The 20,987-nt window shown below is 55.4% G+C and carries 20 protein-coding genes; 7 read left to right on the top strand and 13 right to left on the bottom strand.

Annotation, left to right across the window (positions count from 1 at the left end):
* Positions 1-2: 2 nt before the first annotated feature.
* The 3 genes from B3729_RS18300 (at position 3) to B3729_RS18290 (ending at position 3,330) form a co-directional block, all read left to right on the top strand.
* Positions 3-266 carry an acyl carrier protein gene (locus B3729_RS18300; RefSeq protein ID WP_010798135.1) on the top strand — a complete coding sequence of 88 codons (264 nt, stop codon included), beginning with the start codon at positions 3-5 and terminating at the stop codon, positions 264-266.
* Positions 250-1,452 carry a serine palmitoyltransferase gene (spt, locus tag B3729_RS18295; RefSeq protein WP_239380736.1) on the top strand — a complete coding sequence of 401 codons (1,203 nt, stop codon included), beginning with the start codon at positions 250-252 and terminating at the stop codon, positions 1,450-1,452. The genes B3729_RS18300 and spt overlap by 17 nt, the downstream gene beginning before the upstream one ends.
* A 168-nt stretch (positions 1,453-1,620) precedes the next feature.
* Positions 1,621-3,330 carry an ABC transporter ATP-binding protein gene (locus B3729_RS18290; protein WP_122042676.1) on the top strand — a complete coding sequence of 570 codons (1,710 nt, stop codon included), beginning with the start codon at positions 1,621-1,623 and terminating at the stop codon, positions 3,328-3,330.
* Between the two features lie 44 nt (positions 3,331-3,374).
* On the opposite strand, the gene B3729_RS18285 is transcribed toward B3729_RS18290, so the two are convergent.
* Together B3729_RS18285 and xth are read right to left on the bottom strand one after the other, a co-directional pair.
* Positions 3,375-3,926 carry a GNAT family N-acetyltransferase gene (locus B3729_RS18285; RefSeq protein ID WP_286788627.1) on the bottom strand — a complete coding sequence of 184 codons (552 nt, stop codon included), beginning with the start codon at positions 3,924-3,926 and terminating at the stop codon, positions 3,375-3,377.
* Between the two features lie 68 nt (positions 3,927-3,994).
* Entirely contained in the window at positions 3,995-4,780 is a 786-nt protein-coding gene (gene xth, locus B3729_RS18280; protein ID WP_286788626.1) for an exodeoxyribonuclease III, read from the bottom strand.
* A 210-nt stretch (positions 4,781-4,990) separates the two neighbouring features.
* Here xth and B3729_RS18275 point away from each other — a divergent pair, with 210 nt between their 5' ends.
* The gene (locus B3729_RS18275; RefSeq protein ID WP_286788625.1) at positions 4,991-5,686 is read left to right on the top strand and encodes a TerC family protein; all 696 of its coding nucleotides are present in this window, start codon (positions 4,991-4,993) and stop codon (positions 5,684-5,686) included.
* 400 nt (positions 5,687-6,086) lie between these two features.
* Here the strand turns inward: B3729_RS18275 and B3729_RS18270 are convergent, their stop codons facing one another.
* The 3 genes from B3729_RS18270 to B3729_RS18260 all read right to left on the bottom strand — a co-directional run bounded on the left by B3729_RS18270 (position 6,087) and on the right by B3729_RS18260 (position 7,666).
* Positions 6,087-6,407 carry an Arc family DNA-binding protein gene (locus tag B3729_RS18270; RefSeq protein ID WP_286788624.1) on the bottom strand — a complete coding sequence of 107 codons (321 nt, stop codon included), beginning with the start codon at positions 6,405-6,407 and terminating at the stop codon, positions 6,087-6,089.
* A 180-nt stretch (positions 6,408-6,587) separates the two neighbouring features.
* Positions 6,588-7,169 (bottom strand): acyl-homoserine-lactone synthase, encoded by a 582-nt coding sequence (locus B3729_RS18265; protein ID WP_122042672.1) that lies wholly within the window; start codon positions 7,167-7,169, stop codon positions 6,588-6,590.
* A gap of 80 nt (positions 7,170-7,249) precedes the next feature.
* Positions 7,250-7,666 carry a DUF4902 domain-containing protein gene (locus B3729_RS18260; protein ID WP_083397884.1) on the bottom strand — a complete coding sequence of 139 codons (417 nt, stop codon included), beginning with the start codon at positions 7,664-7,666 and terminating at the stop codon, positions 7,250-7,252.
* A 120-nt stretch (positions 7,667-7,786) separates the two neighbouring features.
* Here B3729_RS18260 and B3729_RS18255 point away from each other — a divergent pair, with 120 nt between their 5' ends.
* Positions 7,787-8,500 (top strand): LuxR family transcriptional regulator, encoded by a 714-nt coding sequence (locus B3729_RS18255; protein WP_074825515.1) that lies wholly within the window; start codon positions 7,787-7,789, stop codon positions 8,498-8,500.
* A gap of 66 nt (positions 8,501-8,566) precedes the next feature.
* Here the strand turns inward: B3729_RS18255 and B3729_RS18250 are convergent, their stop codons facing one another.
* On the bottom strand, positions 8,567-9,232 hold the full coding sequence (locus tag B3729_RS18250; protein ID WP_122042671.1) for a nucleoside/nucleotide kinase family protein: 666 nt from the start codon (positions 9,230-9,232) through the stop codon (positions 8,567-8,569).
* Between the two features lie 230 nt (positions 9,233-9,462).
* Between B3729_RS18250 and B3729_RS18245 the strand changes: the two genes are divergently transcribed.
* Complete coding sequence (locus tag B3729_RS18245) at positions 9,463-10,437, top strand: Gfo/Idh/MocA family protein (protein ID WP_286788623.1); 975 nt, start codon at positions 9,463-9,465, stop codon at positions 10,435-10,437.
* A 136-nt stretch (positions 10,438-10,573) separates the two neighbouring features.
* Positions 10,574-12,535, top strand: a complete 1,962-nt coding sequence (locus B3729_RS18240; RefSeq protein WP_286788622.1) for a glycoside hydrolase family 3 protein — start codon at positions 10,574-10,576, stop codon at positions 12,533-12,535.
* A gap of 133 nt (positions 12,536-12,668) precedes the next feature.
* Here B3729_RS18240 and pip read toward each other — a convergent pair whose 3' ends face one another.
* From pip to B3729_RS18205, 7 genes are all read right to left on the bottom strand, one after another.
* On the bottom strand, positions 12,669-13,655 hold the full coding sequence (pip, locus tag B3729_RS18235; RefSeq protein WP_286788621.1) for a prolyl aminopeptidase: 987 nt from the start codon (positions 13,653-13,655) through the stop codon (positions 12,669-12,671).
* 245 nt (positions 13,656-13,900) lie between these two features.
* Positions 13,901-15,865, bottom strand: coding sequence for a hybrid sensor histidine kinase/response regulator (locus B3729_RS18230; RefSeq protein ID WP_286788620.1), 1,965 nt, complete (start codon positions 15,863-15,865; stop codon positions 13,901-13,903).
* A gap of 220 nt (positions 15,866-16,085) precedes the next feature.
* Positions 16,086-17,369, bottom strand: coding sequence for a TRAP transporter large permease (locus B3729_RS18225; RefSeq protein WP_150347494.1), 1,284 nt, complete (start codon positions 17,367-17,369; stop codon positions 16,086-16,088).
* A gap of 1 nt (position 17,370) precedes the next feature.
* Positions 17,371-17,901, bottom strand: a complete 531-nt coding sequence (locus tag B3729_RS18220; RefSeq protein ID WP_010798152.1) for a TRAP transporter small permease — start codon at positions 17,899-17,901, stop codon at positions 17,371-17,373.
* Positions 17,902-17,990: 89 nt separating this feature from the next.
* Positions 17,991-18,974: a TRAP transporter substrate-binding protein gene (locus B3729_RS18215; protein WP_010798153.1), complete on the bottom strand. Its 984-nt coding sequence runs from the start codon at positions 18,972-18,974 to the stop codon at positions 17,991-17,993.
* A 65-nt stretch (positions 18,975-19,039) separates the two neighbouring features.
* Positions 19,040-19,942, bottom strand: a complete 903-nt coding sequence (locus tag B3729_RS18210) for an SMP-30/gluconolactonase/LRE family protein (protein WP_286788751.1) — start codon at positions 19,940-19,942, stop codon at positions 19,040-19,042.
* A 58-nt stretch (positions 19,943-20,000) separates the two neighbouring features.
* The gene (locus B3729_RS18205) at positions 20,001-20,822 is read right to left on the bottom strand and encodes an NAD-dependent epimerase/dehydratase family protein (RefSeq protein ID WP_010798155.1); all 822 of its coding nucleotides are present in this window, start codon (positions 20,820-20,822) and stop codon (positions 20,001-20,003) included.
* Between the last annotated feature and the right edge of the window lie 165 nt (positions 20,823-20,987).

The following is a 20,987-nucleotide window of genomic DNA, read 5'->3' as shown; positions in this document are numbered from 1 at the left end:
TCATGACATCCCAAGAAAAAATACTAGAAAAGATCTTTGCTTACCTCAATCGCCTTGCGCCTCCCGGTACGCCTATTCATCCCGACATCGATCTGATTCAGGAGCTTGGCCTGGACTCCATCAAGGTCATGGATCTTCTGATGGAAATGGAAGACGAGTTCGATATCTCCATCCCGCTCAATGTCCTGACCGATGTCCGAACCCCCGCGCAACTGGCACATGCTGTCATCGCCTTGCTGGAGCCTGCAGATGGCACTGTTCGATAAGTTCAACAAGCTGGCACAGGAACGTACCGCTCTGATCCAGGCGGAGCCCAGTCCCTTTGGTACACGCATCGACGAAATCTATACGCCTACTGAAGGACGTATTGGGCAGTGGCGTGTAGTGCTTGCGGGAACCAACAATTACCTGGGGTTGACCTTCGATGCTGAATGCATCAAGGCTGCCCAGCAGGCGTTGGAACATGAAGGCACTGGTACGACCGGCTCGCGCATGGCCAATGGCAGCTACGGCAGCCACATGGCACTTGAAGAGGAATTAGGTGATTTCTTTCAGCGCCGCTCGGTCATTGTATTCTCGACAGGCTATCTGGCCAACCTGGGCATTATCGGCACCCTGGCGGGGCCGGACGACATCGTGCTGCTGGATGCCGATTGCCATGCCAGTATCTATGATGCCTGCCGCATGGGTGGGGCACAGGTCATTCGCTTCCGGCATAACGATGCCGCCGACCTGGAAAAGCGCATGCTTCGCCTGGGCGAAAAGGCCCGTGATGCGATCATCATTGTAGAAGGCATCTACAGCATGATGGGTGATCAGGCGCCACTCAAGGAAATCGTCGAGATCAAGCGTCGTCTGGGTGGATATCTGCTGGTTGATGAAGCGCATTCCGTTGGGGTGCTGGGTGCCAACGGCCGCGGTCTGGCCGAGGAGCTGGGCGTCGAGGACGAAGTAGATGTCATCCTGGGTACGTTCAGCAAGAGTCTGGGTGCGATTGGCGGCTTTGCAGCAAGCCAGCACGCTGAGTTTGATCTGCTTCGTTATGCAAGTCGCCCTTATATCTTTACAGCGTCACCTTCGCCTTCAGTGATTGCTTCCGTGCGTACGGCGTTACGTAGCCTACGTACCCGTCCCGAGCTTAGAACGCAGCTTTGGGACAATGCACGACAGCTGCACAAGGGATTGTCGGCGTTAGGCTATCGGGTAAGTTCAAGACCGAGTCCTGTCATTCCGGTCATGCTGGGTTCGCCCAAGGAGGGCGTTGCCTTCTGGGAAGCGCTGATCGAGCAGGGCGTTTATGTGAATCTAGTGCTGCCTCCGGCCAGCCCCAACGGGGATGCGCTGGTTCGCTGCAGTGTTAGCGCGGCGCATACGCCAGAACAGATCGACCAGATCATTGCTGCCTTTGCAACGCTACGTGATGTGTTTTCGACCGCGGCGCAAGTCAGCTGACGTGTCTGCCTTACGCCGCTTTCACAGGGGTAAGGCAGATCAAGAGTTTATGAACCAAGCTATAGGCTCACAGGGATACGGAGCTGGATTACCCCTTTGTAGTCTGGCGATAGGTTGAGCCGTGCGCTCCCTATCCAGTTAACCGAGCCCATCGCTAACGGATATACCATGCGGATTCTTTTTGCTTACGGCCGGGCTTACCCGGTGCGTACGTTTCTGATGTTGATAAGCCTGCTGCTGGCAGGTATCGCGGAAGGGGTCGGCTTGACGACCTTACTGCCGCTACTCTCCATTGCCCTGGGTGATCAGGCGCATTCTGACTTGGCCAATAAGGTCATTCATGTCCTTGGGCTGGTGGGTCTTGAGCCTACGCTGGTAACGATGCTGGTCGTGATCGTTGTGGGGCTGACGCTGAGCAGTACATTGGTACTCTTGGGTAACCGTCAGGTCGGTTATGCCGTAGCCCATGTGGCCACTGACCTTCGAATCGATCTGATTCGTGCGTTGCTGGGGAGTCGCTGGGAATACTACCTGCGTCAGCCTGCCGGTGCGCTGGCCAATGCTGTAGCGACCGAAGCCTATCGTGCCTCGACAGGGTATGAGCATGCGGCCAACATGTTGGCGCTGGTCATCCAGGCGGTTGTGTATGCCGTCATTGCGTTCATCGTTTCGTGGAAGGCAACGCTGGTTTCGCTCATCCTTGGAGGTTTTCTCCTGATGGCCCTGCAGCGTCTGGTAAAGACGTCCCGGCGCGCCGGCAAGAGTCAGACCAGTCTCATGCGCGAGCTGCTGGCTCATCTGACCGATACGCTGGGGTCGGTCAAGCCGCTCAAAGCCATGGCGCGTTATGACATTGCCGATTCGCTGCTTCGCCATCAGGCAGCCGAGCTCAACAAGGCGATGGAACGTGAGGTCATGAGCCGTGAAGCGTTGCGTGCGCTTCAGGAGCCCATGCTTGCCATCCTGGCAGCCGCTGGGCTGTATGCGGCGCTGGTGGTCTGGAAGCTGCCTCTGTCGTCTGTCATGGTGCTCATCTTTCTAGTGGTGCGGGTACTGGGTCTGCTTCACAAGGCACAGCAGCGCTATCATCGGATGGCCGCACAGGAGAGCGCCTATTGGGCGTTACAGGATTCCATCAACGCGGCGCTGGCGGATGCTGAGCCCAATGGCGGCACCCGCACACCGTCTCTGAAAAGCGCTATCGTGTTCGAGCAGGTGTCCTTTCATTACGGAAGCAAACCGATCCTGAGCGAGGTGGACCTTACTATTCCGGTCGGAACATTCACCAGCCTTATAGGGCCGTCTGGCTCGGGAAAAACCACTATTCTGGATCTGATATGTGCGCTGCTGGCTGCGCAGTCTGGGCGCGTCCTGATCGACAGTGTTCCGATTGAGGAGCTCGACAAACGCCAATGGCGTCGTCTGATTGGCTATGTGCCGCAAGAAACCTTACTGTTGCATGACACCGTTCTGGCTAACGTTACGCTGGGTGATCCCGAGCTTACGGCTGCTGATGCCGAGCGGGCGCTGAAGCAAGCCGGAGCATGGGAGTTCGTGGAAAAACTCACCGGCGGTATGAATGCTGTCGTAGGGGAGCGGGGCGGACGTCTTTCGGGCGGGCAGCGTCAGCGTATCGTTATTGCCCGTGCCCTGGCGCATAACCCTCGTTTGTTGATTCTGGATGAGGCCACCAGTGCGCTAGATCCTGAGTCCGAAGCCGCGATCAGCCATACCCTGAAAGCGCTGACCCCTGGTATTACCATAATTGCCGTATCGCACCGGCCTGCACTGATTGATGTGGCCGATCAGGTGTATCGCCTGTTCGAAGGGCGGCTGACGCAGATCAAAAGCAATGAGCTCGACGAAGTAGCGCATTGACCTCTAACACGGATGCCGTCCGGTCTGCCCCGTAGGGCATCCGTTCAGACGCTGATTGCCTCACCTTGTGGGCTAAGGGTGAGTCGATAGAACATCATCATTTCGTCTTCCGTTTTCAAACCTAGCGAAGCGGGTTTGGAAAACAGATACTCGAAGCCACTCTTGACCAGAACCCTGCCTGAGGCAGGGTTGCGCGCAAGGTGATTACCGCGCACCTCGGTCAGGTCCAGCGTTTGAAAGCCAAAGTCTGTAATAGCCTTGCAGGCTTCGGAGCCGTATCCCTGATTCCAGTAATCCACGCCGATCCAATAGGCAACGATAGCGCGTCGGTCACGGATGTGATTCAGCGAAATGACGCCAATCAGCTGCTCTGTCTGTTTCAATCGAATGCCAAAGGCAGCCAGCTCGCCGGCTTCCCAGCGAGCGGTGTGAGTAGCGATCCATGATTCGGCCAATCCGTCGGGATACGGATGGGGAATGTGCGCCGTTACATCGGCAATCAAGGGCGAATTGGCCAGCAACTGAATGCGTGGCGCATCACTTGGCAGGAGCGGGCTTAATAGCAAACGGTCCGATAGGAGGGTAGGCTGAGTCACGGTCTGTTTTGTGGCGATGGACAGATCCCGAATGTAGCATGGTGTCCATGACCGAATCGTGTCTTCGTCTATGGGGCCTTGAGCGTAATCCAGGTGGGAGCGTGATCACTGGCATGGGGCTGGTCACGTACCCAGCGGTCTACACCGGCATCCAGCAGGCGTGGCGCAAGTGATGCACTGAGCAGGAGATGATCGATACGCATGCCCGAGTTTTTCTGCCAATGCTGGCGGAAATAGTCCCAGAATGTATAGATGCGCTCGTTAGGGTGGCAGGTGCGCAGGGCATCGGTCCAGCCTTGCTCCAGAAGCTGCTCGAAGCAGGCTCGGCTTTCCGGTTGCAATAACGCATCTTTCTGCCAGGAGCGCGTGCTATAGATATCCTCATCTGTAGGAATGACATTGTAGTCGCCTGCAAGAACGACCGGATGACCACTTGCCTGCAGCTGGGCAGCATGAGTATTTAGCTTTCTAAACCAATCCAGCTTGTAGTCAAATTTAGGGCCTGGTTGTGGGTTGCCATTGGGAAGATACAGGCAACCCACGACGACTCCATGAGCGACCGCTTCCAGATAACGGCTCTGGGGGTCGTTCTCATTACCTGGGAGGCCGCGTCGACTTTCCAGGGGCGTTTCGCCCTTTGCCAGGATAGCCACTCCATTCCAGGACTTCTGGCCCTGCCATAACGCACCGTAACCGGCATTCTGGATCTCATCGACAGGAAAACTGGCATCAGCCATTTTCAATTCCTGCAAACACACAATGTCAGGGGATTCATGGTGTAGCCATTCGAGCAGATGAGCACGTCGTGCCTGCAGGCCATTCACATTGAATGTGGCGATTTTCAGCGGTTCCACAAGAGCTCCTTGTAGCGGTAATGTCATCCACGATGCGTTGTAGGGATAGGCGTATGACCTCGGCAGCAGGCGTTCTTTCCGGTCGTCTGCACTTCTTCATGAAACCTTTGGATACATTGAGGCTCCACAAGGGGTGTAAATCCTCACCGGCAGACTTTGCGTGTTCTGACTCAGCACGTTGCGGCTGTCTCTGTTTCAAGGGAGATAGTGTTGACTGATTTGATGAATAATCCTGATCTTTGGCTTGCTGTTGGACAGATCATCCTGATCGATATCCTCCTGGGTGGCGACAATGCCGTGGTAATTGCATTGGCTTGTAGAAAACTGCCCGAGGCGCAGCGAAATAAAGCCATTCTGGGCGGTGCGCTCGGTGCCATCCTGCTCAGGATCGTATTGATCTTTTTCGCTCTTGAATTGCTGACGTTGCCTTATCTCAAGCTAGTTGGTGCGCTGCTGCTCGCCTGGATCGGTGTAAAACTAATGCTGCCCGAGGGTGAGGACGAACATGCTGATTTGAAGGCAAGCCCGAAACTGCTGGGCGCTATCTGGACCATTATCGTGGCAGATGCGCTTATGAGCCTGGATAACGTTGTGGCGGTGGCAGGGGCGTCCCATGGCCAGCTCGAACTAGTCATTTTTGGAATCGTGGTCAGCATCCCGATCATTATTTGGGGGAGCAAGCTGGTGTTGCGCCTGATGGAGCGTTTTCCAATCATCATCAAATTGGGCGCGGCGCTGTTGGGCTGGATTGCGGGTGGAATGGCGGTGGCCGATACCAGCCTGCCTGCCTTGCCTTCATGGGCGCATTACGCAGCGGGTGTAACAGGCGCGCTCATCGTTGTCGCGATAGGTACGTTGCTGGGGCGCTATCAGCAACATCGTGCGCTACGGTCAGGTGGTGCTTAAGGTGAGGTTAGCCTGGCGCCTGATAAAGCCCAGGCACCAGAAGTATTCACGAGAACGTGATAAGGCCGGGGATATCAGGGAGTGATAACCAGAGAAATGCAAGACCCGTGGTAAGAATCAAGAGAAAGTAAAAGACGCGCATGGCGAAAGCCTCTGAAGATACAGGCACGCAAGGGCGAAGAAGCAAGCAAACATTGCAGCCTGTTAAAGATGACAAGAAGAGAGCAAAGGCAGAATCCAATTATAGATAATGCGGCGCTGTTGTCATCTGCGGTTCGCTTGTTTTTAGAGGGGATGAACGAGGGACGGGGGTACTGGGGGTGTAGGGGTAAGCCTTGGGCTGTACCTGAAAAGATCCGGACCCGCCCTTATGGCGGAAGGCAGGCCCGGATAAGAGTGCCTATTCGCGTGCTGCTGTCGCTGCGTTATCGGCGATCAATGAAATCAAGGCGTTCTGCTGACGTCCTGACAAGCCCCTGAAGCGCTGCAGCAGTTCGCGTTCATGGGCGCTCAGCTCAGGGCTATCCAGCCGCATTCTGGCGCTACCGTCCATTTCACCATTCTGGATCAAGCTCTGCTCAAGGCGAGCGATAATTTCGGAGTTCATGCTCCGGTGATGGTAACGGGCTACATCCGCAATATGATCGCGCATTCCTTCAGGAAGACGGACGACAAATTTGTCTGCTGTACGGCTGGAATAAGATCTGATTGCCTGAGTCATGAGTTTAAGTCATCTAAATGATTGGGAAGCGTATATTCAAGGTCAAGCTGGCTTTCAGGTGTTGAAAGGCAGGGATCACCTGATGTGTTTTTAAAGCCAAACTAGGGCCTTTTTATCAACGTCCTTTTATTGATTGGTCTATCCATCTTTTTATTAAGCACGCATGGCAATCAGGTCCTTTTATTGAAGACCTAATGCATTTCTTGTCTGGTTGTCGATTTCTATCCAGAAAGCGACGACCGGTTTGTTATCAATAAGATGTGGTTTGGAAATACGGTGAATATTCAGGCCAGCACGTTTGAGCAGTCTTTCGTTGCCCACGCCGGAAAAAGCGATCAAGCGGCGCGCTCCCCGAGCACTTGCAGCATCAACTACTTTTGACATCAAGGCGATATTGTTTTGCCATGATTGCGCAGCGGTTAATACTTTATTTTTGGGGGTGCTCAAGGCAAAGCGAGACAGTTCCCAAATATCGGAAGAATGCGGTAAGGCCGCGCCTTCCATTAGTTCGGGGAAGACTTCACCCAGCAGATACGGTTTATGGGTGGGCAGTAAGCGGGCGCAGCCACAGACTTCGTTGTTGCTGTCATGTGCCACTACATAAAGGGTGTCTTCACGGTCGAACTCATCTTGTTCATTACCTTCCTGACACTCGAGAGGCCAACCCATCTTTTCAACAAAAATGTTGTATCGATATACCGAAAGGGCCTGTGCCATGGCCGGTTTTAAATCTTTAACCGTCCCTGTTACCATATTAAGCATATCGCATCTCCGTAAGTGTCTTTACTCCATTACAAGAGAGCGACGTTTTTTTGGACAGCTGCCCATCTGGACAGGTCTGCTTATAAGGTGACTGGAATTCCGGACTGCCAGTTTTGTCGAGAGAGCCAGGATATTAGTAGTTCTTCTGTAGCCCGTGGTCCCAGATCGTAACCGGTTGCACATCGCAGCATCAGATTGGTGCTGATTCCACCGGGAGCAAGGTAGGGGCTTCCAATTGAACTTTGTCTGAACCAGGTCCAGCCAATGCTGATAGAGGGTGAATGGGTCGTGCTGGCCCATTCGCAAAATCCGGCAGAAGCGGCGTCTATTCCAAGGCTGTGCAGCTCTTCGACGAGATCCATGTCCATCCAGGCCATGTATTGGTAAAAGGTGACGTCGCTGAACTCCTTGTAAGACATGCGGATGAAATGATCTGGTGCTAATAAAGACATGGCAGCGCCCTTGGGATGCGACGAAAGAATACCTAAATCGACCAAGATTCATCACCTTACAAGTTGTTTCGCAATAATTAAGTCATCACCAATAGATGATGGTACGGAGCCTGTTAGAAACAAACCACTGCCCATTTGGGCATCTTTTACAAAGGTTGAAGTAATGTGAAAGACTGGCGTGAGGATTATCTCTCTTTATGCTCCGCGGCTAAATCCGAACATCAATTGTTCAGTGAGCTTGGAAAGATCATTTCAGGTCTGGGGTTTCAATTCTGTTCTTATGGCCTTCAGGCGCCACTTCCTGTTTCTAGCCCAAAAATAGAACTTCTTACAACATTTCCTGATGCCTGGAAAAGTAAGTATGTAGCTAATAATTATTACTGCATCGACCCAACCGTACGGCACGGTATCCGGGAACAGTCCCCTCTGATCTGGTCAGCGGAGCAACCAGCGGTGGAGCATGATTTCTGGGAAGAGGCGATGCAGCATGACATTCGTCATGGCTGGTGCCTGTCGTCGCGAGGGCAGTTTGGGACGATGGGGCTATTGTCGTTGGTTCGTTCTTCGGAAAAACTTACCGTTACAGAACTCGACGAAAAAGAAGCCAAGCTTATATGGCTGACTACGCTTGTTCATTCTTCAATGGTGCGTTTTCTGGCTCCGAAAACCATGCCTGAATGTACGAGTGAACTAACTTGCCGTGAGCGGGAAGTTCTCAAATGGACAGCCGTAGGCAAGACGTATATCGAAGTTGGACTGATTCTTAATATCGACGAGCGTACCGTTAAGTTTCACTTGGTAAATGCCATGCGGAAACTTCATGCATCCAATAAGGCGGAGGCGGCGGTCAAAGCGTCTTTGTTGGGGATGTTATTCTAGTGACTACTGCCTCAAGGGCCTGTCTGAAACGCATCAGCCAGGTCCTTGATTCATTACGCAGCTCACTTACCGGGCCGGTCCATCAGACCAGGGAATCTGAAGATGGGCTCGATCCTTGTACTGGTCGATACGCAGAGCGTTGGGCTCATCGGTCTGCTCAACCCAGGCCTGAGCAGCTTCGCGGCTTCGCCCAAAATGCATATGGCGCTCGATCAGCCGGGTACGGCGCTCATCAGGGTCGACAGCAACGTACCAGCATTCGTCGAACAGTTCGGCCACGGGTTGCCAGGGGCCTTCATCAAGTAGCAAATAGTTTCCCTCACTGATGATCAGCGATACTTCGGATGAGACTGGAATCGATCCGGCAATGGCTTCCTCGATGTCACGATGAAACGAGGGCGCGTAGACCGTTTCGTCTGCCTGCTGGTGCCTGAGACGCTCCAGCAGGGCCCGGTATCCATACACATCGAACGTATCCGGTGCCCCTTTGCGCTCCGCGCGGCCAAGGCGAGCCAACTCCCGATTGGCCAGATGAAAGCCGTCCATGGGTACGACCAATGCTCGCGTGCCCAGCTCAGCCGCCAGCAGATCCGCCACGGTCGACTTGCCAGCACCCGGTGGGCCAGCGATTCCCAGCAGGCGACGACCACCTTGCTGCAAAAGGGCTTCGGCCCGCTCGATAATGGGTTTAGGTAGGGAGAGGCCCGCTACCGGGCGTTGGCTGCTGGTCATCGTGGCTCGCTTCTTGTTGCGGATGGATTGTCTATGCCGAACGGGCTGTATGCCTGGGCAGATGGTTTGTCACCGCGCCGTTACCAACTAACAGTTCGCAGCATAGGATGCAGTGACTACTATTCCGACACACCTGTTTTGTACGGTAGTCCTAAGTCTGCGTGGTCGTATCGCACGAAGACAAGGGAAAAGGTGCCGAACCTATTGATTCCTTGAACGGGAGAGAATTCATGGATGTTGTGCGCTGGGGAATGATTGGCTGTGGGGATGTGACGGAGCGGAAAAGCGGGCCAGCCTTTTATAAGGCGCCTGGCTCTGCGCTGGTAGCGGTGATGGGCCGCCGTGCCGAGGCTGTCACCGATTATGCGGCGCGTCATGGCATTGCGCGGATATACACCAATGCGCAAGCCTTGATCGATGATCCAGACGTGGACGCTGTTTATATCGCAACGCCTCCCGACAGCCATCATGCCTACAGCATGCAGGTGGCCACCGCAGGCAAACATTGTTGTGTCGAAAAGCCGATGGCGCTCAGCAGTACGCAGAGCGAGGAGATGCAGCAGGCATTCGACAAGGCGGGTCGCCATCTTTTCGTATCGTATTACCGTCGGTCACTGCCCCGGTTTCAGCGGATACGCGAATGGTTGACGCAGGGCCATATTGGCGAGGTCAGGCAGCTGACCTGGAGCCTGATAAAGCCGCCTTCGCAAAAAGATCTGGAGCAGCAGGCCAACTGGCGAACCGACCCAGCTGTCGCAGGGGGTGGATACTTTGCCGATCTGGCCAGTCATGGCCTTGACCTGTTTCAGTACCTGTTGGGCGATATCGTGGCCGTAAGCGGTTTCACTGCAAGACAGGCAGGGCTCTATGCGGCGGAAGATGCAGTAGTTGCAAGCTGGCGTTTCTCATCCGGCGCGCTCGGCATGGGGTGCTGGAATTTTGTGGCTGACCGCCATGAAGATCGAGTCGAAATCATTGGCAGTCGGGGGCGTATTCTCTTTTCAGTATTTGGTGATGAGCCGGTCCGGCTGGACGCTGAAGAAACTGTCAGCGAGTACATCCAGCACCCTGAGCATATCCAGTGGTACCACGTGTTGGGTATGAATGCGCATATTCGAGGTGAGCGTGACTACGCTGCGCTGGCGCGGGAAGCCGTCAAGACGGACAGGGTAATGGACCAGATTCTGGGGCGCGCCAAGGCATAGATAAGCTTGTTGAAATACCTGCGCCAGACAAATCGGTGCGGTTAGCAAGCGGATTCGTAAAACCTGCTCTATAGTTCCAGTGCCCTAGATCATTAGTGCGCTACGTTAACCAATAACAAGGAAAAGAGAGGGTTCGATGAAAAAGGCCGCTGCTTTAATCAGCTTAGCCACACTGGCGACAGGAGTCTCGGCGCAAGGTATTTCTTCGCACGGTGTAACGCTTGAGCAGAAAGACCTGCCTGTACTAACGGTGGGCGGCTTGCAGTTCAAGGACATGAACCGTAACGGTCGGCTGGATCGTTATGAGGATTGGCGACTGCCTGCCGAGGACCGTGCCCGCAATCTGGTTACCTGGATGACGCTTGAGGAGAAGGCAGGAGCCATGATGCATGGTACCTTTCCGACCGTAGCGGATGCCGGTGGGCTGGGTGGCGGTGCCGTCTATGATCAGGAGGCGATTGCCAAGACGATCGAAACCAAGAAGGTAAACACCTATATCACGCGCCTGGATACAGACCCCGAGAATTTCGCCAAACAGAACAATGCGCTGCAAGTCTTGGCTGAACAATCGCGGCTGGCGATTCCCCTGAGCATCAGCACCGACCCCCGCAACTCTTTCCTCTACACACCAGGTGCCAGCAACCAGTCCGGTTCGTTCTCCAAATGGCCGGAAGCCTTGGGGTTGGGCGCCATTGGGGACGCTAAGGTCGTCAAGACCTTTGCCGAGGTCGTACGCGATGAGTATCGCGCGGTAGGCATCAACGTGGCGCTATCTCCGCAGGCGGATCTCTATACCGAGCCGCGTTGGCCCCGTGGCAGTGGTACTTTCGGACAAGATGCCCAGTTGGCCAAGCGTCTGGTTCGCGCCTATGTTCAAGGCATGCAGAATGGCAATTTCCTAAACCCTGGCAGTGTGGTGACGGTGGTCAAGCACTGGGTAGGCTATGGAGAAGCGAAGGATGGCTGGGACAGCCACAATGCCTATGGCAAATACGCGGACTTCTACGGCAAGGACATTCGCCAGCACATTGTTCCGTTCATAGGGGCATTCGAGGCGAATGTAGGCTCCGTCATGCCGACCTATTCGATTCTGCAGAACGCCTCTCACCAAGGACGGCCGATCGAAGAGCAGGTGGGGGCGGGATTCAACCGCTTCCTGCTACAGGATCTCCTGCGGGACCGCTATGGCTTCAAGGGCGTCGTGGTGAGCGACTGGCTGATTACCAAAGACTGTAACGAGGCTTGCCAGAACGGCAGCAAGCCGGGTGAGCCGTTCTCGCTGGGAATGCCCTGGGGGGTCGAGTCGCTGACAGAGCTTGAGCGTACCGCCAAGGCCATCAACGCCGGGGTCGACCAGCTTGGCGGAGTGGATGACAGCAGTCTTGTAGTAAGTGCGGTCAAGCAGGGGCTTGTGTCCGAGCGTCGTGTAGACGAGGCGGTCATCCGCATCATGAAGCAGAAGTTCGAGCAGGGACTCTTCGAGAATCCGTATGTGGATGAAACCAAGGCCGCTGAGGTTGTAGGCAGTGCAGAGCATCAGCAACTGGCAGATGACGCGCAAAAGAACTCGCTGGTACTGCTCAAGAACCGCAAGTTGCTGCCTATTGGCCAGGGCCGAAACGTTTATCTTTATAACGTCGATGCCACTGCGGCGCAAAAGGCCGACCTGAATGTCGTGGATTCGCTGGACAAGGCGGACGTTGCCATCATGCGTTCCACAGCGCCCTACGAGCTGTTACATCCGAATTATCTGTTCGGAAGCATGCAGCATGAGGGTTCGTTGGACTACCCGGAGGACAATCCAGACCTTCTCCAGATCAAGGCTGCCAGCGCAAAGGGTGTGCCGACCATTGTAAGTGTGTATCTGGATCGTCCGGCCGTGTTGACCAAGCTTCAGGGGCAGGTAGGTGCCCTGATCGGCAACTTTGGTGTATCCGACGAGATCCTTCTGGACGCGGTAGTCAATCCGACCCGCTTCAAAGGCAAGCTCCCGTTTGATCTGCCGCTTTCCATGGAACAGGTAATCAACCGTCACTCAACCAGCCAGGAAGACAACCGCAAACCTCTGTATCCGATGGGGTATGGATTAATGTTCTAACTGCTCTCTGGAAAGGCTTGCCGTGTGGTTGCCGGTGTGGCAAACCCTGCCAGCAGCCTCGACCACGCCACAGGTTTTGTGTGGCGTGGTCTATTGCAAGCGCTCCAGCGGTATCTGTGTCGTGACAGAGCTATCAAGGCTGGTGGAAGTCGCCGGTCTTCTTGAAGACTTCAAACGCCTGGATCAGCCCACTCAGCGTTCCGGGTTCCATTGGTGAGTGGCCTGCATCAGGCACCATGTTCAGCACGGAGCCAGGCCAGGATTTGTGCAGCCGATAGGCAGCATGAGGCGTTGCGATCATATCGTGCCCACCTTGCACAATGGCGCACGGCAGGTGGGTGATACGGTCAATGTTGCGAAGCAACTGGTCGTCTTCCAGAAACATGCTGTGCTTGAAGTAATACGGATCCAGGATACCCATGCCCATCATGGTCGTATCGTCAGCGGCTTGCTCTTCAACGCCTTCAGGATCATGGCGCAGCAGCGCACATCTCCCGGAATATTTTACCCAGTAACGGGCGGCCTCCTGCCGAACGTCTTTGTCTTCGGAGGTCACCCGCTTGCAATAGGCTTCCAACAAGTCGCCTTGTTCCTCCTCCGGCAGCCACTTGACGAAGTCTTCATGGGCCTTTGGGAAAAACAGGCGCATACCGTAAACGAACCAGTTGATCTCATCGGTTGTGCCCAGAAAGATGCCACGCAGGACAAAGCCCAGACAACGCTCAGGATGGGCTTCGCCATAAGCAAGCGCCAGGGTGGTTCCCCATGAGCCGCCACAGACAAGCCATTTGTCAATGCCGAGCATCTCCCTCAGGGTCTCGATGTCATCGATCAGATGCTGGGTCGTATTGTTTTTAACCTCGGCCAGAGGAGTGGAGCGTAACGCGCCACGCTGATCGAAGAGGATGATGCGGTAATAGTCCGGGTCCCAGAATTGGCGCTTGGAGGGCGGCGCCCCTTCGCCAGGTCCGCCGTGCAGATAGACGACGGGTAATCCCTCAGGATTACCGGACTCCTCCCAATAGAGTTGATGGGTGTCGTCAACCTGAAGCATCCCGCTTCGGTTGGGATTCTCGATGGGAGGGAAGATTGAATAACAAACTTCACACTGAGCATCCATAGATAACTCCGCAAGACAGATTTACTGCTCTATTCGACTGTGCGGCTTCCTGCTGAATGTGAGGCAATACCTGCCATATCAGGTTAGGGCGAATGAGGTAGGAGCTGAGAAGGGGGTGGTAATCCAGATCAGGTTATTGATTCGGATACGTTTTATAGGAGCTGTTTCGCTGGTGTGGAGTTTCTATTGAAAGGTATCGAGCCGATGGAAGGCCGGGTGCGCGATGGCCACCCGGCGTGAGAGCATCAAGCCGAGGCTATGGCGTCCGGACGCATGGCCTGATCAATGGCCTTGGCCAGCTCTTCCAGGCGGAAGGGCTTAGCTAGCTTGTGCAGATCAACCGAAAGCGTTGCTGGCAACTCGGCATACCCTGATGCGAGCACTATGGGAAGGTCCGCCCAATGAGCCCGTATGGCCTCTGCCAATTGAGTGCCGCTCATGTAAGGCATGGCTTGGTCGGTAATGACCAAGTCCACAAGAGGGTATGCCTTCCTCAATATATCGAGCGCCTGGGCACCACTAGAGGCCTTGTAAACGGTATTTCCGAGATCCTCCAGCATGGCGGCGGTACTGGTCAGAACAAGTGGGTCGTCGTCTACCACCAGGATATGAAAGGTATTTCCGGGTTTGTCTGTTGAAGGCGCGGGTAGGGGGTCGTCAGTGGTCTGCATGCCTGCATCAGATACGTGTGCGGCGGGTAACCAGATTTCGGCTGTAGTACCTTCGCCCAGCCGGCTTTTGAGGATGAGCCTGCCACCGGATTGTTCGGTAAGGCCGTGCACCATGGACAGTCCAAGCCCCGTTCCCTTACCGATGCCCTTGGTGGTAAAGAAAGGCTCCATGGCACGGGACAATGTGTCTTCATCCATTCCCTGGCCGGTGTCCTGTACCGATAGGCAGACGTAGGCCCCCAGTTTCAAGTGGCTGGGATGGCCTTGGGAGATCAGTTCATCACGGGCCGAGATGATGATGGAGCCGCCCTCCGGCATGGCGTCTCGTGCATTCATGGCCAGGTTGAGCAGGGCCAGCTCCAATTGATTGGTGTCGGCGTGGGCAGGTCTGAGAATCAGCGGAAAGCGGGTTTCGATCTTGATCGACGGGCCCAGGGAACGCTGAAGCAGTTCGGCCATACCGCGGACCAGAGTAGGCAGTTCAATGGTCTCCGGATTCAGTTCCTGACGGCGTGCGAAGGCCAGCATGCGCTGGGTCAGAGAAACGCCTCGCTGTGCGCCCTGAATGGCATTGTCGAGCAGCGGTGTGACCTTGGGATCATCCGGCAGACGCTTGCGAACCAGCTCAAGGCAGCCAATGAACACCATGAGCAGGTTGTTGAAGTCGTGGGCAATCCCACCGGTCAGCTGGCCCAGGGCTTCCATCTTCTGTGACTGGAACAGGGCCTCCCGGGCTTGCTCCAGAGCCAGTTGGGTTTCCCGTTTCTCGGTGATGTCACGGGTGGCCTTGGCGTAGCCGAGGAGGGTGCCGTTGTCGTCCCTTATTGCATCGATGACAACATTGGCCCAAAAGCGTGTACCGTCCTTGCGGATTCGCCAGCCTTCCTTTTCAAAACGACCCTCACGTTGAGCCGTTTCCAGCCCCTGTTGCGGCAGGCCTGCTTCCCGATCTTCAGGGGTGTAGAAGCGTGAGAAATGCTGACCGATGATTTCCTGTGGGGTGTAGCCCTTGATCTTCTCGGCACCGGCATTCCAGCTGGTCACCTGACCGGTCGGGTCCAGCATATAGAGGGCATAATCGGAGACGCCTTGAACCAGCAGGCGGAACTGCTCTTCACTTTTTCTCAAGGCGTCTTCCGCCGCCTTTCGCTCGGTAAGGTCGCGCGTCACCTTGGCAAAGCCCAACAGCGTGCCTTGTGCGTTACGGATAGGGTCGATTACGACATGCGCCCAGAAGCGTGTGCCATCCTTGCGTACACGCCAGCCTTCCTGCTCGAACCGGCCTTCACAGCGGGCCTGCTCAAGTGCCCGACCGGGCAGGCCGGTCAGCAAGTCCTCAGCGGTATAGAAACACGAAAAGTGATGACCGAGGATTTCTGCTGTCTCGTACCCTTTGAAGCGGCGAGCGCCGGGATTCCAGCTTGCTACGAAACCGTCCGGATCCAGCATGAAAATCGCGTAGTCAGAAACGGCTTCCACGAGCAGACGATACTGCCCCTCATCGATGAGAGCGGCAGGCAGCCGTTCGGCATGTTGCATCAAGGCATCCTCCAGGTGGGGCTTTATCGTTCTTATAGGTTCAACAGGCTCAGGCCATTAATGCAGGCAGTAACGTACTGAAAGGCTATCAATAATGGCACGTTCACTATAGGAAAAATTGCGGGGAAACGAAGCGAATTGCAGGGGTGATCCGATGAGCTGCCAGTCGGCAGTAGAGAGGGACTGCTGGTCTCGATAAGACCAGCAGTCATGCGATGGATCAGTTACCCATCAGGCTGGGCAGGAAGAGAGAGATTGCGGGGATATAGGTTACGGCCATCAGGGCTGCAAACAGGGCTACATAGAACGGCAGCAGCGCCTTTACGGTTTGCTCGATAGTCACCTTGCCTACAGCTGCGCCCACGAACAGCACGCCGCCTACCGGTGGGGTGATCAGACCGATACCCAGGTTGACCAGCATGATCATGCCGAAATGCACGGGATCTACGCCAATGGAGATCATGACCGGTAACAGGATAGGCGTCAGGATCAGGATCAGCGGAGCCATATCCATTACCGTACCCAGGATCAGCAGCATGATGTTTACGCACATCAGGATTACATAACGGTTTTCCGAAATGGTCATGAGGGCGCCGGTGATCTGTGCCGGAATCTGCATGAGCGTCATGATGTAGCCAAAGCTTGAGGCAAAGGCAATCAGGATCATCACCACAGAGACCGTACGTACGGTTCGATGCATGAGCTTGGGCAGTTCATTCCACTTGTAATCGCGGTAGATGAACATTGTCACGAAGAATGCCCACAGCACGGCAACCGCAGCAGATTCCGTTGCTGTAAAGATGCCGGAGATAATGCCACCGAGAATGATCACCATGGTCATCATGCCCCAGAGCGCCTCGACGCAGATCTTCAGCGCCTGCTTCATGGGAATGACTTCACCCTTGGGGTAATTGCGCTTCTTGGCGAAGAACAGGCACATCAGCATCATAATGGAGCTGAGCAGAAGCCCCGGTCCAATGCCGGCGATGAACAGCGAGCCGATGGAAACAGTGCCACCCGCAGCCAGCGAGTACAGGACGGAGTTGTGGCTGGGTGGAGTCAGCAGCGCCTGAACCGAGCCGCTGACCGTAACGGCAGTGGCATAGTCACGCGGATAGCCCTTCTTTTCCATTTCCGGAATCAGCACCGAACCTACCGAGGCGGTATCCGCCAGGGAGGAGCCGGAAATTGCGCCAAAGAAGGTCGAGGCCAGGATGTTGACCAGCGACAGCCCACCGCGGATGAAGCCTACCAGTACGTTGGCACACTCCACCAGCCGCCGCGACATACCCCCTTCGGCCATGATGGCCCCCGCCAGCACGAAGAAGGGAATGGCCAGCAGGGAAAACTTGTTGATACCCCCAGCCACCTGAATCATCAGCGCATCGAACGGAATATCGATCCACCAGGCGCCGACGAGCGCCGCTAGGCCCAGTGCGTAGGCAACCGGCATGCCCAGCAGAATCAGCAGTATGAAACTGCCTAGTAATACGAACGCATCCATATCAGGCAACTCCTTCGGCCGCTTCTTCTACCGCATCGTATTGCACGACGCGCCGTTGGCTTTGATCGCCAAAAATGATTCTTTCGAGCACGAACCAGAGGGTCAGCGCGCCACCGATTGGGATAGGCGAATAGGCAATCCCTACCCGGAGCCAGGCCAGGTCACTGGTGAACTGGTACCAGGTCGCCATGCACAGCTTGATACCCCAGATCGTCATGAAGAGGCTGATGGCGGTCATCAGCAGATTGACCAGAACGGCATCGTATTTCTTGAGCAGTGGCGGAAGACGATCGGTAAACATTGCTACAGCCATGTGCGCACCGGCACGGTAGCTGGGCGCTGCGCCAATGAACGTGAAAATGGACATGAGCAGAATGGCGATAGGCTCCGGCCAGGATGAACCGGTTCCCATTACGTAACGGGTAAAAATACCCCACGGAATGATGAGCGAGATGACAAGAATTGACAGGCCCGCTATCCAGACACAGAGGGTATAGATGACATCGTTGACACGCAGAAGAGCATGTTTCATGAAAAGCTCCGAGCGGCCGCATGCTCGCTGCGAGAGGACCTCGGAGCGAGCAGGGCATGTCAGGTTGTTGTTGTAATGGCCGTCAGGCCTTATTGCACCGCTTCAACACGCTTGACCAGCTCGGCGAATTTGGGTCCGTACTGCTGGCTATATTTTTCACGTACCGGCGCGGTGGCGTCATAGAAAGGCTTGCGGTCAACTTCGATAAACTCAACGTTGGCAGCTTTCAACTTGGCGACACTTTCCGCGTTGTACTTGTCCCACAGCTCACGCTCTTCCATCTGCGCTTCACGTGCAGTTTTCTTGACCAGCGCCTGTTGATCCGGCGTCAGCTTGTTCCAGGTGGCCTTGGACATGACCAGCATTTCCGGCAGGATCAGGTGACCTGTCTGGGTGTAATACTTGGCTACCTGGAAATGGTTCTGCGTAACCATGGTAGGCGGGTTGTTTTCCGCGCCATCGATCACGCCGGTCTGCAAGGCGCTATAGATCTCACCGGTTGCCATCGCAATACCGCTGCCGCCCATGGCGTTCAGGGTGTCAATGAAGATCGGGTTGCCGATTACACGGATCTTCATGCCGCCAAGGTCTTCTATCTTGCGCACCGGCTTTTTGGTGTACAGATGGCGAGTACCGCCATCCATCCAACCCAGGGCCACGAGATTGAAGTTGGAGTTGGTTACGGTATCCAGCAACTCCTGGCCTACCTCACCATCAATCACTTTGCGCATATGCGCTTCGTCGCGGAAGACGAAGGGCAGGTTGAACACGTTGACTTCCGGCACTACCGGGCCTACCGAGCCGATGGAAATGCGAGCCATCTGAATCGCGCCCAGTTGAACCTGCTCGACTACTTCCTTTTCGCTACCCAGGACGCCGCCGGGGAACATGCGAATGCTGAGTTCGCCGTCGGTTTCCTTCTTGAGTTTCTTGCCCATGTTGTCGACGGCAACGACCGTCGGGTAGCCCGCCGGGTGAACGTCCGAAGACTTCAGGGTGATATCAGCCAGTGCGATCGCGGGAGTCAGAAGCGCACAGCATGCAGCGGCCAACAGGTTACGTTTGAAATTCATGAGATAACTCCTTAGTACATCTTGTCTTTGTTATGAGGAGTACAGCGGTAGTAGAAGGCGTTGTTCTATCCTCTGAACGTCGGCTCTTCCAGGCCTTTCACGCCAGGCCTCAAGGCAAACACACCGCCCGCCAGAGGTTGATCAGATAGATCACCGCCAGGTCGGATGGAGGTGACGAACAGCGTATCCAGGCCCGGTCCGCCAAAGGCGCACATGGCCGGTTTTTTTACCGGTACGGTCAGCGAACGATCCAGCTTCCCATCCGGGGTAAAGCGATGGATCTGGCCAGCATCATTACCGCAGATCCAATAGCAACCGTCCTCATCCACCGCGGCGCCGTCAGGGCGACCTGGATGATTGTTCATGTCAACGAACAGGCGGCGATTGTGGGGCGTGCCGGTATCCGTGTCGTAGTCGAATGCCCAGATCAGCTGTGCATTGGGATGGGAGTCGGACAGATACATGGTCCGGCCGTCCGGGCTGAAGCCCAGGCCGTTGGGTACGATAAGGTCTTCCAGAATTGGGGTCAGGCCATCGGCTGCAGTCGAGTGTTGCTCAGGGAAGCGGTATAGCTTTCCCGCCGGTGTTGCAGCTGCCATATCCATGACCATGGTTCCCGCCCAGAAGCGACCCTGGCGGTCACAGCGCCCATCATTAAAGCGCATGTTTCCGGTCGGGTGCGTCACGTTGGCCAGGGCTGTGGCTTGCAAGGTGTCTCCGTTGGTGATCTCTACCTTGAACAGACCACTCTCAAGGCCTGCCAACCATGCAGTGTCACTGCCGTCATAGCGTGCCACGCAGGCGATCATTTCTGGAGCCAGCCAGGCGCGGGTGCTGCCATCGGCAGCACTCCAGCGGTTGAGGGTACGAGCAGGGATATCGACCCAGTAGAGCGCCTGTTCCCGTGGGTTCCAGACCGGGCTTTCTCCCGTACCGTTGCGGGCATCCAGAATCAGTTCAGCTTGCATCATTCTTATCTCTCTTGTTCAGTCCGATCGTCCTGATCCATCGCAAGCAACGGCGTACTTATTCAAACGGACCCGAGGCAACGAAAGCGCCGCCCTGATACACCATGGACGGATCATCCGCAGCCGGAGCCGGCTCTGCTTCGACTTTCTCGCGGAACTGCTCGGAGGAGTCCTGTGGCTCCCAGCCCAAGTGAGCGGCCAGGCGGTTATCCCACCATACGTCACGGTTCTTGGAGGCCCCAAACACGACGGTGTGGCCAACATTGGGCGTGAACAGGGAGCGGGCGATCAGATTGGTCAGATCGTTGTAGCTCAGCCAGGTAGCTAGCATGCGGCGGTTCTGCGGCTCGGGGAAGGAGGAGCCGATACGGATGCTAACGGTTTCGATGCCATAGCGATCAAAATAGAAGCTGGCGACGTCTTCACCATAGGATTTGGACAGCCCGTAGTAGCTGTCTGGGCGGCGCGGCGAGCTAGCATCGATACGTTCGGTCTGCTTGTAAAAGCCGATGACGTGGTTCGAGCTGGCGAAGATGACGCGCTTGACGCCATGGCGGCGTGCCGCTTCGTAAATGTGGAAGACGCCTTTGATGTTGGCTTCCAGGATTTCCTCGAAAGGACGCTCAACCGAAACCCCGCCAAAATGCAGAATCGCATCTACACCTTTGACGAGTTCATCGACGGCGGCTTTGTCAGAAAGGTCGCATGGAACGACTTCTTCATGGGGGCCTTCGGCGGGTGCCATGTTGGCGATATCGGAAAGCCGAATCACTTCAGCGTAAGGGCGGAGGGCTTCGCGGAGTACCTTCCCGAGACCGCCTGCGGCGCCGGTGAGAAGGATACGGTTCAAACGCTGATTCTCTACAGAACTGGTCGCCATGTCAGTTTCCTGGTTATTAGTATTATTTTGAGTCGTAAGACATCATACGACTAGATGGCGAAATTTTTAACAGTGCTTACCTGCGATGTCAACGACGCCTTTTTCTTGGAGGCGGTAAGTTGTCGTATCTTACGAGTTTCGCCAAGACTCCTGTAAGGAAACCCT

Origin of the sequence: Pseudomonas sp. UBA3149 (genome assembly GCF_002364655.1) — a bacterium.
Lineage (GTDB): Bacteria > Pseudomonadota > Gammaproteobacteria > Pseudomonadales > Pseudomonadaceae > Chryseomonas > Chryseomonas luteola.
The sequence above is the reverse complement of the archived record's forward strand: the minus strand, read 5'-3'. Positions and strand labels throughout refer to the sequence as shown.

Coding starts and splice junctions, on each gene's coding strand:
- B3729_RS18230 (WP_286788620.1), bottom strand. CDS start 15,865: ATGCAACATGCCGAACGGCTGCCTGCCGCTCTCATCGATGAGGGGCAG.
- B3729_RS18240 (WP_286788622.1), top strand. CDS start 10,574: ATGAAAAAGGCCGCTGCTTTAATCAGCTTAGCCACACTGGCGACAGGA.
- B3729_RS18290 (WP_122042676.1), top strand. CDS start 1,621: ATGCGGATTCTTTTTGCTTACGGCCGGGCTTACCCGGTGCGTACGTTT.
- B3729_RS18245 (WP_286788623.1), top strand. CDS start 9,463: ATGGATGTTGTGCGCTGGGGAATGATTGGCTGTGGGGATGTGACGGAG.
- B3729_RS18265 (WP_122042672.1), bottom strand. CDS start 7,169: ATGCTTAATATGGTAACAGGGACGGTTAAAGATTTAAAACCGGCCATG.
- pip (WP_286788621.1), bottom strand. CDS start 13,655: ATGGATGCTCAGTGTGAAGTTTGTTATTCAATCTTCCCTCCCATCGAG.
- B3729_RS18250 (WP_122042671.1), bottom strand. CDS start 9,232: ATGACCAGCAGCCAACGCCCGGTAGCGGGCCTCTCCCTACCTAAACCC.
- B3729_RS18270 (WP_286788624.1), bottom strand. CDS start 6,407: ATGACTCAGGCAATCAGATCTTATTCCAGCCGTACAGCAGACAAATTT.
- B3729_RS18220 (WP_010798152.1), bottom strand. CDS start 17,901: ATGAAACATGCTCTTCTGCGTGTCAACGATGTCATCTATACCCTCTGT.
- B3729_RS18210 (WP_286788751.1), bottom strand. CDS start 19,942: ATGCAAGCTGAACTGATTCTGGATGCCCGCAACGGTACGGGAGAAAGC.
- B3729_RS18300 (WP_010798135.1), top strand. CDS start 3: ATGACATCCCAAGAAAAAATACTAGAAAAGATCTTTGCTTACCTCAAT.
- B3729_RS18215 (WP_010798153.1), bottom strand. CDS start 18,974: ATGAATTTCAAACGTAACCTGTTGGCCGCTGCATGCTGTGCGCTTCTG.
- B3729_RS18225 (WP_150347494.1), bottom strand. CDS start 17,369: ATGGATGCGTTCGTATTACTAGGCAGTTTCATACTGCTGATTCTGCTG.
- B3729_RS18205 (WP_010798155.1), bottom strand. CDS start 20,822: ATGGCGACCAGTTCTGTAGAGAATCAGCGTTTGAACCGTATCCTTCTC.
- spt (WP_239380736.1), top strand. CDS start 250: ATGGCACTGTTCGATAAGTTCAACAAGCTGGCACAGGAACGTACCGCT.